This window comes from Pseudobacteroides cellulosolvens ATCC 35603 = DSM 2933, assembly GCF_001262605.1.
Taxonomy (GTDB): domain Bacteria; phylum Bacillota; class Clostridia; order Acetivibrionales; family DSM-2933; genus Pseudobacteroides; species Pseudobacteroides cellulosolvens.
Genome location: NZ_LGTC01000001.1, coordinates 2070500 through 2085818 on the forward strand (window position 1 = coordinate 2070500; position 15319 = coordinate 2085818).

Sequence of the window (15319 nt, forward strand, 5' to 3'; positions counted from 1 at the left end):
AATATAGTGTCAATGTATCATTTATGAGTAGGAAATTTTATATCGGCATATATTGAATTTTTTTCAAATTTTGTATATACTGGATAGAGCATTTTGAAACTTTCATTAGATATATAAAGGTTTCAAATGAATGTAATATTCATTCTAAGATAATACAAAAAGAGAAAAGGGGAGATGTTAATTTATGAAAAGAAAAACATTTAGCAAGTCTTTAGCAGTAGTATTAAGTCTTATCCTTGCAATGTCGGTAATTGTTCAAAATGTTTCGTTAGTTTACGGGGAAGAAACGACTAAGGAATGGAAAGCCAAGTATCTTGGCGTTAAAGATCGACCTGAAGATTTTACGTTTGAAATTGAAGATCTTTTAGAGGTAACAAAGATTGAATCTCTAAAAGTTCCTGGGAAGTCATCAGATAATGTAATCCTTAATCAAAAAGTAAATGGAAACACAATAACAGGTTCAATATATGGTGACAATGCAGAAGTTGTAAGTGACGGTTACATATACAAATTTAAGATTAATTATAACAAAAATACTGCTCCCGTTTTAAACATCAGTCAACCACCATCAAACATCAAACGTTATAACGGATTTGAATACATAGAAGTTAATGGTTCAGTAAACGATCCTAATAAACAAAATATAAAACTATACTACTTAATTAATAAGTATTCACCACAAGCAACTCAAGCATCAGTAGCTGTGACTCCAACAACTGCTGCAAATTCTTCTGCTACCTCAGTTGCTTCTTCTGTCCCAACTACTTCAGCTACACCAACACCAACACCAACTCCATTGACATTCCAACAAACACCGGGTAAAAATTTAGAAGGTCCTTATACTATTAAACATAATGGAGGCACATCAAATTTCACATGCTATTTACCCTTGGGAGAACTTTCTGATGAAGGTTTATATGAAGTTAAAATATGGGCAGATGATGGACTCAAAAAGAGTAATGAAATTATTCGTACTTTTTACAGAGACACAGCAAAACCTGCAACACCTCAATTCAAGATTATTCCAGAAGATACATATGCTAAAAAAGTAACTGTTAGTATAATATATCCTACATCTTCACAGGCGACTATTCCCGAAAAAGATGTAAAAATATATTATAGTTATAAAACATCAAAGGAATATGTTAACAAACTCTATACAAACAGCTTTGAGTTAAACGAAAACCTGACTGTTACTGCTGCTTGTTATGATGAGTTCGGTCGTATAAGTAGTGATCAACCTAAGACAATTGTAAACATAGATAATGCACCCCATTAGCACCACAAATCGTTTTAAAGAGTGATAGTACTGTAACTGATAAACCGATAAAATTCGTAATTAATCATGGTATAGATAAAGTAATAGATTTAAAAACATATAATGAGACTAAAGAGATTAAAGAAATTAATGGTCCTGTTACTTCAAAATACAGCTATGACGATGGTAAAACCTGGCATGATTATAAAGATATCAATTCAAAATTCGAAGCAGAAATATCGAAAACTCAAAAAGTTGGAGATTTCGAAATAATAGCAAAAACCGTTGATTCTGTTGGTAATGAGTCAGTTTATTCTGAACCTGTTAAAGTTACAATCAAATCATCAACACCAGTATCACCAACACCAGGCAATTCTGGCACTGGCACTAGCGGCGGCGGTGGCGGTTATGTTTACATTCCAGCTGTGCAGTCAACTACACCTATTCCATCAGCTGTTACTGAGCCTGTGTCAACAATGCCAATAGCAGTTCCAACTCCAACTCCAATACCAGTTCCAGCTGATTTAGGGGTATTCCTTACATCAGACAAAACTGCATATGAAGAAAATAGCACAGTTGCATTCTCAGTCTATTACAACAATAAGTTGGGCACACCTGCTGAGAAAGTTGTTGTTAAAGCTGAAATACCTCAAAATACAACAGTCGTTGACGCAGCAAAAGGCACAGTTTCAGGAAACACAATTTCCTGGGATATCGGATCCCTTAATGGTAAAGCAACTGGCGAAATTATCTTTAAGATTAAGCTTGGTGCATTAAGTGCATCTGAGGTAAATATGTCAAGTAAAGCAACAATATCTTCAGCTAACCAGATGACAAAAACTGATGATGACGAATCAATCTTTAACTTTATGGGATTCTCTAAAAAAATTGCAGGCAAACCTCATACCAAATTTATAAATGGTTATGAGAACAAGCAGTTCAGGCCTGAGAACATGATAACAAGGGCAGAAGTTGCAAAAATACTGGTTACTGCATTATCCCTTGCTAAAGCTAAAGATACCGGCAAAAAGTTCAAAGATGTTGATAACAAACACTGGGCATATGATTACATAGTCACAGCTGTAAATAGCGGAATATTCAGCGGTTACAATGACGGAACGTTCCTGCCGAACAAAGCTATTACAAGGGCAGAGCTTTCAACTGCACTTGCAAAATACTTAAAACTTAAAAACATAGAGCCTGTAAAGGTACATTTTAAAGATATCAACACACATTGGGCAAAGAACTTTATCGAAGAAATATATCGTTCAAAACTGATTGCAGGCTATAGCGACGGCAGCTTTAAACCGGATGCTCAGATTAAGCGTTCTGAATGTGTGACAATTATATGCAGACTTCTAAATCGCGGTCCATTAAAAGATGCTGATTGTGGATTTGTAGATGTAAATAAAACACACTGGGCATACGGATACATTGCAGAAGGCAGCCTCGACCACAGCTATACAAGAAACTCAGACGGCAGTGAAACTAAGAAAAAATAAATAGTAAAACATCTTATATTTGGAGAGTGTTGCAAAACTACTTGAGAGTAGGTAACGCAACACTCTTTTTCTATTGGTATTCAAAGCAGACACCGAAAATTAATCCATCACATTCATAAATATCCCATTTGAGTAAGAACAACCAGGTTTATAACATTAAAAATTTTTATCTGTGTTATTGTTCAATAATATATAACTAATGATTTTGAAACATTTTCCGATATAAAAGATATAATGTCTTGGCTTTTTAAATTTTCAACTATATATGTTACGAAAAAAATTTACATTAGCAAATGCAGTTGAATCGTCTGTATTTGCAATATAAAAATGAATTTTTCGCAACATATAGATCAAGGAAAATGTTTTGCAATAATTAAAATATATAATGATTATTGGAAAACATATAGTCTGAATTTATATAACAATATTATCTAATTAATAATCATAGGGAGGAATATCGAGTATGGAATCTAAAATCCAGCAGGTGTATAGTTTAAAAAGAGTACATTTTGTAAACCTCATATGCGTCTATATTATCGCTATAGTTCTAAGTATTGTTGCAATCAGTGCTTTAGAGTTCACTAAGGGATTGGATATTATAATCAAATGTGCAATCACTTGCGGTGTCCTTACTGCAGTATACTTTTTACCCATATATGATAATATAAAAGCATTTATATTCAGTCTTGTTCCCGCAATTATTGGTCTGATCAATACCTTGACAAGTTCCACATTTACTCTGGGTAACCACTACTTGTTTTTTATTTCTATTGCAATGATTTCATTGTACTTTAAAAAAAGGCTGATTGTTATATTTGGAGTAGTTTTAAATGTTTTAATTGTCCTGGTGTCTATGAGAGCTACAAACAATTTGTTTATAGGCCAATATAATAATATAGGTACTCTATTTGCATTGCTGGCTTATATTAATTGTGTAATCAGCATATTGTTTTTTCTAACAAAATGGGGTGAATCATTAATACTAGCCTCCATATCAAATGAACAGAAAGCATTGGGTTTTTATGATAAACTGAGTACAGCTGTTAATGAAATTGAAAAAGAATCAGGGAGCCTAAGTTTGAATATTTCAAACATAAATAATAACATTTCGGACTCAAATTCATCAATATCCAATATAAATACTGCAGTGCATGAAATGGCAAAAGGTGTGAGCGAACAAGCCGATAGCCTTGGTGCAATCAATGTAAAAATGTCAGATGTCAAAACTCATGTTGATACAAGCCTTACAATATCTCAAGAGGTTTTGGATCATGTTTCACAAGTTTCCGGTAAAGTAACCGAGGGATTGGAGAAAATAGGACAAATGAATACCCAAATGGGAATTATATTTCAGGCTGTAGATACCTCTTTGGTTACAGTAAATGAACTTGAAAAAAATATTGCTGATATAAACAGTTTTCTTGAAGATATCACACAAATTTCAGAACAAACAAACCTATTGGCACTTAATGCATCAATTGAAGCTGCTAGGGCTGGAGATCAAGGAAAAGGATTCGCTGTAGTAGCTGATGAAGTAGGAAAGCTTGCTGATCAAAGTTCAAATACTGTTAAGGATATAAATAATATTATTAGAGAAATAACGACAAAAACCAAATTGGTAGTAGATAAGGTTAAGCTTGGTGATAATGCAGTAAAAGCAGGAAACCAATTAATAAACTATGTCAATAACTATTTTGAACAAATGCAGGAAGAATTCGAGAGAATGAGTAAAACAATAAATAAAGAATCAGATATGATTAAGGATATGGCATTCAATTTTATTAAAATTCAAGAAAAAACAGAAAATATCGCAAGTATATCCGAACAGCATGCAGCATCCCTTGAAGAAGTATCAGCTACAATTGACAGTACAAACAGCGACATAGAAAATATTAGTAAATTAATCACAGAAATTAAATTTTCAAGCGACAAGTTAAAATTAATGGCAAAAGAATCAGCTTTATCTTAACTATTCTTGCATTATTTCTCCACTAATTTTGCCACAGTTTTGCCGAGATTTTTATGTAAGGATTATAGTAACATAGAAACTGACATATCTATCGGCAGTAATCAATTTATATAATTGGAGGCAGATAAATGCGAAGAATTGAAAGGAAATTCAGCATAATACTATTGGCTTTTACTTCTATACTCCTTATAGCTATACCCTTAATTATTCTTTTACCTCCAAATAAAATCTGTGACTTTTATTATAGAGAACTGACTTATAAACATTTAACTGCCACCATTACAGAAAATTCCCAAAATGATTTAATGTCACTAATCGCCTTGTTTAACTATGTTAAGGAAAATCAAAATATAGATCCTGAATATAAAGCAGTTGACAAAACTGCATATAACAATCTGGTTATGGGAGTAAGCTGGTGTGACCAACAAGCGTTTACACTGGCGACTCTTCTCAATAAATGCAATATAAACAGTCGGCTTAGAGATGTCCAAAACCATACAACCCTTGAGGTGTTTATTAATGATGAGTGGAAACTGATAGACAGCATGATAAAGCTCAGAAGGAATATCAAAGTCTTGTTTCCCTATTCCCCGATAGTTTCTGGGCTAAAAGAGTCGATAATTCATCTTTGATGGCAGAAAGGCAGAAGGATGAACTTATTAATTAGCTGTTCAACACTGCAAAATTTACTAAACCACAAAATCGCCGACTTAAAAGTACTTTTCTTATATTTTCCTACAATGAATACAAACAGTACTCTTTCATTGCATTATACACCAAACTTTTTCATAAATCCAACAAGGGAGCCGTGGAACGGGCCCCCTTGTTGGATTTTCACTACTTATCAATAATCTGAGGAAGTCTTGTTAAAATGACCTGCAACAATTATTACGTCAGACATGTTGATTACAGAATCTTCATTTAAATCACAATCAGTTCTATATTTACCGTCCCCGGCTACGCTGTTGAAGCCTTTAGCCATTTCTAATATATCGGCCATATTGATTGTATTATCCTTGTTTCCATTAACCAAAACATCTCCTGCCCATATAAATATTGGTTGGGCTTCTGATGAAACAGCAGTATCATTTTGTACATTAATACCTGTTAATTTCCTCTGCATATATTGCACCTTGCTTATTACAACTGCACACCCCGCAGTGCTTGGTACATCTGAAATTTCAAAATATCCGTTGGCGTCAGTTAAATCTGATTTTCCAAGGCCTTCTATTTCCACCTTGAAACCCGCTTTTACCTTGGGTGCCATACTTGAATCAAATATGAAATCGGGCCTTATGTATCCTTTTACTTTAAAATACTTTATTCCGTTGGTAGGCGATGGAACATTAGTTGGTGTAGGGGTCGGTGCTTTTGTAGGAGTTATTACTTTTGTCGGCGTTGGTGTAGGATTGCTGGAAGGCTGTACATTGACAAGCTTCCAATGCTGATTTTTTCCGCCTGCATCAGCCCACTGCTGAACCAGTGCACCATCTTCAGTTGATTGTTTGTTAACATCAAGAAGCTTGCTGCTGTTTTTATTTACAATCTTATTGTAACCATTTCCGTTATCTACTATTTTCCACTGCTGATTGGCACCACCGGTACTTGTATATTGTATGACAGAGCCCCCGTCATCCTTGGACTCATTATTAACATCCAGCACCTTTCCGCTTTTGACATTGACAATTTTCTTATAGGTACCGTCTATATCAACAAAGTACCACTTTTGTGATTCACTCCCACTATCAGTGTTTTGAATTATTTTAGCAGCATTTACAGTTGATCCGTCTAAAACGTCCAGAACCTTACCACTGTTTTCATTTACAAGCTTGTAACATGGTGCATTCCCCATATCTTCACGGATCGTACCGGCAGCAGCATCAATCTTTATTGTATCGTAATAGTTTAACTCAAGCTTGGTATCCGATACAAAATTTAGCGGAAGCCAAACATATTGAGAATCATTTACTTTGCCGCCCCATGCACCGGCCCATCTGTCTCCCGTGTAAAGGTAAGTAGTTCCGGCTGTTCCCTGAACAGGTATTATAAACGCAGGCTGTGAGTTATATGTAGTGTTATTTCCAAAGTTAGTCAGGGCTGACCAGCCACTGGCAAGGTTTTGTGAATATGAATACTTTCCTTGATTGGGGTCCCATCCTGTACATCCTGATGTAATAAGATAATAATAGCCATTTCTTTTTATAATACATGGAGCTTCCCGTTGAGATCCGGCAAATAGCTTTGCTTTAAGAGATGCCACATTTTTATAATCTGGAGTCAATTCATAAAGCATTAAATCCATATTCTCATTTGCACTTGATATAAAATACCCTTTGCCGTCAGTATCTACAAAAACATTACAGTCCCTGGACATGTATCCGTTTTTGCCATGGTCAACCACTCCTGAATTGGCCAACGGTCTGAAACTTCCCTGATATGTAAAGTTTCCGTCAGGCGTTTTACAATATGCCACAGCTGCCCTGGCTTCTCCATAGTGTACTCCGTTCTCCCAGTGCATCCACATTACAAATTCCTTGGTTGATGCATTGTACATTACCTTTGGCCTTTCAACATTACATCTGTTTAATTCAGCAGCAGAACTGGGCTTTAGAACCTCTCCCCTATACTCCCAATTCATAAGATCTGTTGAACGATAACAGCGAACACCCAAAAACAAATTGGAACTATCCCTATATTCACCATACCAGTAGTAATATCCGCCATATTGTATAAGGCCGCCTCCATGTGCATGAATAATATTACCTGCAGTATCTTTAAACTGTGTCCCATTCTTAAGCGATCCTACAGCAGCCCAAGAAATGTGACTTGGAACAATACAGGATACAGACATAATAAACATAAGCAAAAAAATTATGAAATGATTTTTCAACTTTGATTGTTGCAGTGAGAAATTGCGATGCAGTATACACCATAGTCTCCCAGACATTATAAAAGCAATAAAACTCTTTCTCCTCAAGATATCATCTCCTTTTTAAACTTTTCATACTGATTATATAATTATTTTATCATTTTATAGGCCAATTTTTCAGGCAAAATCTTTACAACATTAAAATGATGGCACATAACTGGACATTAAATATATAAACAAATATATACAACAAATAGCAAGTTGAAACATTCTACCAGCTAATCTTTATATTATATAATTGTACTGTAACTTTTGTTTTACACAAAATAAACTTTTTCTGTATCTGTAAATCGCCGTAATATACCAACTTATTAGTCAGGAGGGATTTTATGTTTAAGATTTCTAAAAAAGTTTTATGTTTTTCCCTTAGTCTTATTGTTTCACTACCTGCAGTTAGAAGCAGCTCAAGGCTATTTCACAGGCGATTGGTCAGGTTACAATAAGGCATGGGATACTATTTCAAAGTATGCAATACCTAGTAATGTTGAGCAGCCTGGCTTTGAATCGGGGTACAATTTCAATGATTGCTCCTTTTATTATCCTGAAGGAAGTCTATTAGATTATCCTCAAAAAGTTAACCGGCTTGTAAAAGGTAGTAAAGATCCCCTGTATTGGAGTCTTTCTTCATTTTATAATAAAAAAACAATATTAGGAATACATAATCTTTTAGATGTTGATAACTGGCACAAATATGGGAATATGGGCACAGTAAATAGCCGTGTATCCAAAATCAACATTACAGGAAGAGGCCCTGGAGAAACTATTTGGCAAAGGCTCATGATACCTGCATGGGATGCATTTACCGGTAAGCCTGCTTTTTCATCCCTTGTATATAAATCAGATATGCTACCCAAACCCTGGACCTATATCACTTCCTCAACTGGTGACACAAATATTATTAAGTCTGCCTACTATGCTAACAAGTGGGCATCTGAACAAAATATGGGTTCTGAAGTCAAAAGCTCCACATCCTCAGCAGGCAAACTTGGAAACTACCTCAGGTATTCAATGCTTGACAAGTACATGAAGCCTATAGGCTGTAATTCAGTAGATACTGTTAGTGATGGTGCCAGTGCTTTCCATTATCTTATTTCATCGGGGTATTCATGGGGTTCAAACGTTGAACCAAACGATTTTGCATGGATTAAAGGAAGTGATATCCTCCACCAAAAAAATCAGAACCCTCTAGCTGCATATGCACTCTCATCAACATCTAATTTGGTTACTGGTCTTTCCGGAGCATCATTAGATTGGAACAAAAGTATTGATATGCAATTGGAATTTTTACAATGGCTTCAGTCTGCTGAAGGTGCTATCGCAGGCGGATGTACCAACTCGTGGGGATACAATTATAAGACACCTCCTAAAGAACTGTCCCATTTCTATAAAATGACATACGACGTAAGTCCAGGTACTTTTGATCAATTAAGCAACGGGAGCTTCCTATCTCAATGCCGGTCCATAGTGAACCTTGCGGAATATTATTATCAAACTGGAGATGAGAGGGCTTATAGTATACTTAGAAAATGGGTTGATTGGGTTAAACCATATGTTAAAGTAGATAATTTTGAAAGTTTTGAAATTCCATCACAAATAGAATGGGAAGGTATGCCAGATACCTGGACCGGCACCTATACAGGCAACTCTTATCTCCATGCCACCATTACATCAATGAGCTCAGATTTGGAAGCTGCCGCAATTCTTTCAAGGATACTTCTTACATATTCATATGCAACTAAGAAATATTCTTACTTTGATGCAGATGCACAAGATATTGGTGAAAAGTTGCTTAATACTTTAGTTTTAAGTAATAAGGATGATTCAGGTTTTACCAATGAAGAGCAAAGAGGCGACTATTCAAGAGTTTTCGACAATGAGATTTATATCCCCGAAGGATGGGAATCTAATAACGGCCAGGGTGCAAAACTTAAAAACGGATGTAAATATATAGATACAAGACCTGCATTAAGGCAAGACCCAAGTTGGAATAATTTATATCAAGCATACGAGGCAGGAGTTAGTCCTATGTTTAAATATCACCGTTTCTCAACTCAATGCGAGATTGCACTAGCACTATTTGCAGCCTATATTCAGGATAGTGATATTCCAACCTCTACTCCAGCTTATACACCAACTCCAACCCTACCAACACAGTCTATCCTTCCAGATGGTGATATAAATGGTGATAGAATAGTCAATATGGCAGATGTGATAATACTGGCAGGCTGTTTTGGCCTTACATCAGGTGAAACTGGCTTTTTAATTGAATGTGATATAAATAGAGATGGTGCAATTAATATGAAAGATGTTATCATTATTGCAAACAATTTTGGCAAAACTAACCGTTAACTCTATAAAGGATAGTTATATAAGAACCTTTAATCAACCGTTTGTATTGTTGACCAACAAGTCTTGATATGAACGGTTGGTTACTTTAATTATTACATCTTTTAACTACAGCAATTTATATATCATTGATTATTGAAATAAAACCAAGTATAATTATATTGATTTATACAAACGAAAGAACTCATGAGGTGTATAATGAAAAAATTTACTTTCATATCAGGCATTCTGGCACTTTTTGTATCATTATTTCTTATAATATCTCTAAAATTTCAAATACCGATTTATCTGACTCTTGCAGTACCTGCCTTCTTATTTATTTACGCATTTAAAAGCAGTAATTTACCAGATAAAAAGCTTTCTTTGACAGTGAGCATATTATCCTTAGCCAGTATTGTTGTTTTTTTGATGTCAGTTATATTTATGATTTTGAACTTACCTGTCGGAAAGCCCTTTGAACAAAAGTTGCAAAGAGTAAGTGTACTGCCTGAAAAAGAGGAAATTTACAATAGAATAAACTTCAGAATTAAACAGCTTTCAATTACTCTTGATGATAATCGAAATGCTTCAAAAGATTTTGATGACTTGGTTGATAAGTATGATTATAACAATGAGATTATTTCTAAAACACTAAATGATAGTCAAATAGTACGAAACGAGCTGGTAAAACTTTTTACAGAGGCCGCATTTTCAATACCTGAAAAATTTTACATGGACAGATACTTGGAAAGTGCTGCTGAAAGTGAAGCTTTTTATGGTCCAAGATTAAGCAGTAAATATCAATTTGAAAACCATATTTCATTTTTTAAATTGGAATTGACTGATATAAGTAAATTGTTTAATTCAGGTGATTATGATGAAGGATTTATGAAATATTTAAACCTTTGGAAATGTGAGGATGTTTTTATATCATCAAATAACATTTCCATTGACAACATTTTAATATTTGAAAGCTCTATTAAGCTTCTGATTGAGTTTTATAATTCCAATCAAAATACACTAAAAAAACATGATCTGACTAAGTTACTATCTCTTTCGGAAAATATTCAAAATAAAATGACACAAGGCTTCCAACGAGCACTTTCCAAGGAATATGAAATAGCATCCCATAATTTGTCCCAGCTAAAGTACAATTGGCCTTTTTTAGATTACAACAAAACCAGCAAGCTGTATCATGATATGTTTGTCAATATCGCAAACAAAGCTGATAATATAGGAGATTCCAATGCTGTTTTCCCAAACACCAATGATATAAAACTCAAAAACCCTGTCGGCAATTCATGTTATCAAAAAGTTTTTAATGCTTTTAATGGCATAGAAGATAATTTTATAGAGGTAAAGGCATTGCTGGAAAAATTCAATAAAGACATGAAATAGCATAATTATAAACTTATCCTATGAAAAATCCGATAATAATAAGAATAGAACTTTTCTAATAAACTGATCTATATTCAAGGAGGAAATCTATGAAAAGTCGTATCTCTTATTTATTTTTAGGAATACTGATTGTCACAATTCTAGCTCTTACTGCAGCATGTTCGTCAAAAACCGATGATGCTCCACTATTTTCTGTTGATGAGTCTTCAACTGAAGTGCAATTAAACGGACCTGGAAATGCATCTCCAAACCCGGACGCATCCCCAAATCCCAATGCATCTGTAGGGTCAAGCCCTGAAACTTCATCAAATTCTTCAACTTTACCCTCTTATAAAGGCTATACAGCTCAAAATATAACTGACTTTGAGTCCAGTTTAAGTTCATGGGAAATTTCCAACTGGCAAAGCGATAATGATGGTGAACTTGGCTTTAAGGATATATCTATAAGCAATGATCAAAAAGCTTCCGGCTCATCTTCGGCAGCAATTACAGCCAACCTGACAGGCCAGCTAGGAGCCAGCAAAACTGCAAAAGGTGCCATAAAGCTAGCATTTGCTTCACCTGTCAATTTCACAGGGAAAAAAATTACTGCTAAGGTATTTATTCCTGATACTTTGGTATCAAGTGCATTCAAAAAAGCATCATATGGTCTTTTATTATACATTAAAACCACCAGTACTTGGAAATGGACTGACGGCGGCTGGATTGATATAGCAAACAATCTTAAACCAGGATGGAATGAAATTAGCTTTTCTCCAAAAGGTGTAACTGAAGATCAAACAATGGAGATAGGCATTCAAATGGCCAAGGGACAAAACGCTCCTGACTGGTCAGGAAAAATATATTTTGATGACATATCCTATTAAAAATCTTATAATTGCATTACACTTTCATAACAAAAGGGTCCTGCTGCAAAATGACTTTAAATGCTCCATATTGTGCCTAATCTTTTCAAATCCGCACAATATGGAGTAATTGATTATGTATCGTTTTGCAATAGCCTTTTTTAATCAGCAATCCTTCCGCATATCAATTAAAAAATCACTGTTCATTTCTACTTCTTCAAAAGTAGCCACTTTATTTATAATTTCTGTTGCAGCTTCTATTACATTAAAAGCAATAGGACAACCTGAGCCCTCTCCAAGCCTCATTTCCAGACCTAAAAACGGTTTTAGTCCTATATACTCAATAACATGCTTAAAGCCCGGTTCCTCAGATATATGAGAAGGAATCATGTAATCCTTGACCTTCGGATTTATCTTATAGGCTACTAAAGCGGCAACAGCTGATATAAAGCCATCAATTACAACCGGAACCTTATAGTATGCTCCTCCTAAAAAACAGCCTGCCATCCCGGCTATATCAAGCCCTCCTACCTTTGCTAAAACATCTATCGCATCATTTTTATCAGGTTTGTTTAACTCCAATGCTTTAAGAATAGTTTTCTTCTTAGCCTCATATCCTTCATTGGTCATTCCTGCACCCCTGCCTACTGCTTTATCGGCTTCAAGCCCTGTAAATGCCATAAGAACAGCACTGCTTGTTGAAGTATTTCCTATTCCCATTTCTCCTGTCCCTATTAGATTATACCCATCTCTTACAAGCTCACCTACAATTTCAATTCCAGTATTTATTGCCAAAACAGCCTCATCTCTTGTCATAGCAGGCCCTTTTACCATGTTTGAAGTTCCCGGTTTGACTTTTTTATTAATAAGTCCTGGGTACTGCACATCTCCATTTATCCCAATATCTACAACCTTAATATCTGAATTTGCATGTTTTGCAAGAACGCTTACACCTGAGAATCCTCTGATAATATTTATTGTCTGCATGATAGTTATAAATTGTGGACAGGTGCTTACTCCCTCTTCACACACACCATTATCTGCCGACATTACTACGACACACTTTTTCTCTATTTTATTGTTTACCTTGCCAAAAATACCAGCAAGCTTTATAGAAATTTCCTCTAAAACACCCAAACTGCCAATAGGCTTTATAAGCGTATCAAGTCTTTTGGAAGCCTCATTCATGGCAGATTTATCAGGAGACTCTATCAAGTCTATTATTTTATCCATCATATATTTGACCCACCTTTCAATAATATATAAAAAATAATTAGCTGGTAAACAGAGCATTCCTAAGGATATTTTGTAAAAAATACCCAAAAATTATTTTTTTTGAAACGCCCTACCTAAAACCAATCAGATTCTATCACTCATACCGGATTTTGTCAAAATAGTTGAGTGCTATTTTATCCCCTCAATCTTTTCATACAGAAATTGCCTATTATAAGTCATATCTTTAAATTTAATTCCTCTCCAGTCTTTTTTAAATTCTAGAAGGTTTACACCGTCAGACTTTATCTTATATTCAACACCTGATGCTTTTAATGAAGTTGGAGAGAAATCAAGCATGGATACTGCCCTGCTGTTCTCAATATACTTCCTGTTATCCGGAGTTAATATAAAAAGCGGAATAAATTCAAAATATTTGTTATCATAATCAAAGGATGCCTGCATATATTCTTTATCCCTTATACTTGGTGTGTGATCCCCATATATAAAGATGTATGTGTTTTTATATTTAGTCCGGACTCTTGTCACGAAATCTTCCAGTACTTTATCTACATATGACATGGAATTGAAGTAGTTTTTTATGTTTACATTTTCAACTCCATCAAAAATCTTATTATCATAATATTTACCCGCATTTGTAAATGGGCCATGGCTTGTCATTGTAATAATGTAGGATATAAAAGGCCTGCTCATCTTTGTCATATGGTCAAAGGCATAGTTTAAAACATCCCTGTCAGGTGCCCCCCATCCAACATCCTTAAAACCCATATCATCCATATCAATCAACCTTTCAAAGCCCATCTTGGGAAACGATATATTCCTATTAAAAAAACTGCCTTTGTTTCCATGAAATCCAATGGCAGAATAGTTATTCTTACGAAGTACCTTAATAAATGAATTGGGGTAATTATAATTTGAAAGTTTCTGGGCGGAGTATCCCTCAAGAGGCTCTATACTATTAATTACCGAAAATTCAATATCTGACGTACCACCTCCCATATGCTCACTTAATACATATGGGTAATAAACAGAGCTATCTTTTAGAGAATTCAGAAAAGGAGTAATATAGCTTCCCTTGTATTTCTTATTTATAACATTGGAATCCATGGCTTCTACTTGGATAAAAATAAAATTTGGATTGTCTTTCATGCTTGCTTTTCCAGCTTGGACCTCTCCATATTTTAACTTATCTATAATCACTTTCTCATTTCTATTTAAGTATATACCCAAAACATTGTTGGCTACCGTCCCATATCGCTCTACTATAGGCTTTTCACCATTATATTTGCTTTGAACCAGATGAACTAATGACCACTCATAATAGTAGCTTCTCACTTCAATTGCTGCTAGCAAAATCAGCGAAAGGCAGGTTACCAATACAGTAAGAAACCTTTTGCTTTTTCTAAAATCAATTATTCTGTGAAAATTCCTATAGACCAGAATAAAACCAGGCAGATCAATGAGTATTATAAGCATTTTCAAATTTATAGGTGCTGAGTTTTGATTTGCTGCAGTAAAGCCCTCTTTAAAAAGCATTATAAACTGCATAACATGAATATAGCTGTGAAAAAACATATAGTAGGAAATATTAATTATTATATAAAGTGACTGTAATAAATAAAGCAATAAAAATAGGATTCTGGACTTTAGTAATAAAAATATGTTTATTAATACAACCATAAACAAAAGTGTGTATACTATTTTATATTGTGCGATGTTAGCCGATTTATTGTCTGTTAATATCAAATTGAATATAGAAATCTTAAGTGTATTTAATAATATAAAAATTGACAGTACAGTAAATAAAGAGAGCTGTCCTTTATCTCTAAATATTGCTGTAAAGTTGTTCATCTGCCTAAC

Annotated in this window: 10 protein-coding genes; 7 read left to right on the forward strand and 3 right to left on the reverse strand. The window is 34.6% G+C overall.

Annotated features, from left to right (window positions below; translation table 11 throughout):
* Positions 1–184 precede the first annotated feature (184 nt).
* The 4 genes from Bccel_RS08415 to Bccel_RS08430 all read left to right on the forward strand — a co-directional run bounded on the left by Bccel_RS08415 (position 185) and on the right by Bccel_RS08430 (position 5361).
* Complete coding sequence (locus Bccel_RS08415) at positions 185–1279, forward strand: hypothetical protein (protein WP_050753280.1); 1095 nt, start codon at positions 185–187, stop codon at positions 1277–1279.
* Positions 1280–1683: 404 nt separating this feature from the next.
* The gene (locus Bccel_RS08420; RefSeq protein WP_050753281.1) at positions 1684–2760 is read left to right on the forward strand and encodes an S-layer homology domain-containing protein; all 1077 of its coding nucleotides are present in this window, start codon (positions 1684–1686) and stop codon (positions 2758–2760) included.
* Positions 2761–3223: 463 nt separating this feature from the next.
* Positions 3224–4729 carry a methyl-accepting chemotaxis protein gene (locus Bccel_RS08425; RefSeq protein WP_036937840.1) on the forward strand — a complete coding sequence of 502 codons (1506 nt, stop codon included), beginning with the start codon at positions 3224–3226 and terminating at the stop codon, positions 4727–4729.
* Between the two features lie 128 nt (positions 4730–4857).
* Positions 4858–5361, forward strand: coding sequence for a transglutaminase domain-containing protein (locus Bccel_RS08430; RefSeq protein WP_036937843.1), 504 nt, complete (start codon positions 4858–4860; stop codon positions 5359–5361).
* 212 nt (positions 5362–5573) lie between these two features.
* Here Bccel_RS08430 and Bccel_RS08435 read toward each other — a convergent pair whose 3' ends face one another.
* Positions 5574–7706 (reverse strand): RICIN domain-containing protein, encoded by a 2133-nt coding sequence (locus tag Bccel_RS08435; protein WP_242856996.1) that lies wholly within the window; start codon positions 7704–7706, stop codon positions 5574–5576.
* A gap of 327 nt (positions 7707–8033) precedes the next feature.
* Here Bccel_RS08435 and Bccel_RS08440 point away from each other — a divergent pair, with 327 nt between their 5' ends.
* The 3 genes from Bccel_RS08440 to Bccel_RS08450 all read left to right on the forward strand — a co-directional run bounded on the left by Bccel_RS08440 (position 8034) and on the right by Bccel_RS08450 (position 12247).
* Positions 8034–10007, forward strand: coding sequence for a glycoside hydrolase family 48 protein (locus Bccel_RS08440; protein WP_050753282.1), 1974 nt, complete (start codon positions 8034–8036; stop codon positions 10005–10007).
* A gap of 195 nt (positions 10008–10202) precedes the next feature.
* On the forward strand, positions 10203–11381 hold the full coding sequence (locus Bccel_RS08445) for a DUF1617 family protein (protein WP_036937845.1): 1179 nt from the start codon (positions 10203–10205) through the stop codon (positions 11379–11381).
* 89 nt (positions 11382–11470) lie between these two features.
* Positions 11471–12247, forward strand: a complete 777-nt coding sequence (locus Bccel_RS08450; protein WP_036937846.1) for a hypothetical protein — start codon at positions 11471–11473, stop codon at positions 12245–12247.
* A 144-nt stretch (positions 12248–12391) separates the two neighbouring features.
* Here Bccel_RS08450 and cobT read toward each other — a convergent pair whose 3' ends face one another.
* Both cobT and Bccel_RS08460 read right to left on the reverse strand, forming a co-directional pair.
* A complete protein-coding gene (cobT, locus tag Bccel_RS08455; protein WP_036937848.1) occupies positions 12392–13462 on the reverse strand; it encodes a nicotinate-nucleotide--dimethylbenzimidazole phosphoribosyltransferase in 1071 nt (356 codons plus the stop codon).
* A 168-nt stretch (positions 13463–13630) separates the two neighbouring features.
* Positions 13631–14995: an LTA synthase family protein gene (locus Bccel_RS08460; protein ID WP_160317706.1), complete on the reverse strand. Its 1365-nt coding sequence runs from the start codon at positions 14993–14995 to the stop codon at positions 13631–13633.
* Positions 14996–15319 lie beyond the last annotated feature (324 nt).

Coding starts and splice junctions, on each gene's coding strand:
- Bccel_RS08415 (WP_050753280.1), top strand. CDS start 185: ATGAAAAGAAAAACATTTAGCAAGTCTTTAGCAGTAGTATTAAGTCTT.
- Bccel_RS08425 (WP_036937840.1), top strand. CDS start 3,224: ATGGAATCTAAAATCCAGCAGGTGTATAGTTTAAAAAGAGTACATTTT.
- Bccel_RS08430 (WP_036937843.1), top strand. CDS start 4,858: ATGCGAAGAATTGAAAGGAAATTCAGCATAATACTATTGGCTTTTACT.
- Bccel_RS08445 (WP_036937845.1), top strand. CDS start 10,203: ATGAAAAAATTTACTTTCATATCAGGCATTCTGGCACTTTTTGTATCA.
- Bccel_RS08450 (WP_036937846.1), top strand. CDS start 11,471: ATGAAAAGTCGTATCTCTTATTTATTTTTAGGAATACTGATTGTCACA.
- cobT (WP_036937848.1), bottom strand. CDS start 13,462: ATGATGGATAAAATAATAGACTTGATAGAGTCTCCTGATAAATCTGCC.
- Bccel_RS08460 (WP_160317706.1), bottom strand. CDS start 14,995: ATGCTTTTTAAAGAGGGCTTTACTGCAGCAAATCAAAACTCAGCACCT.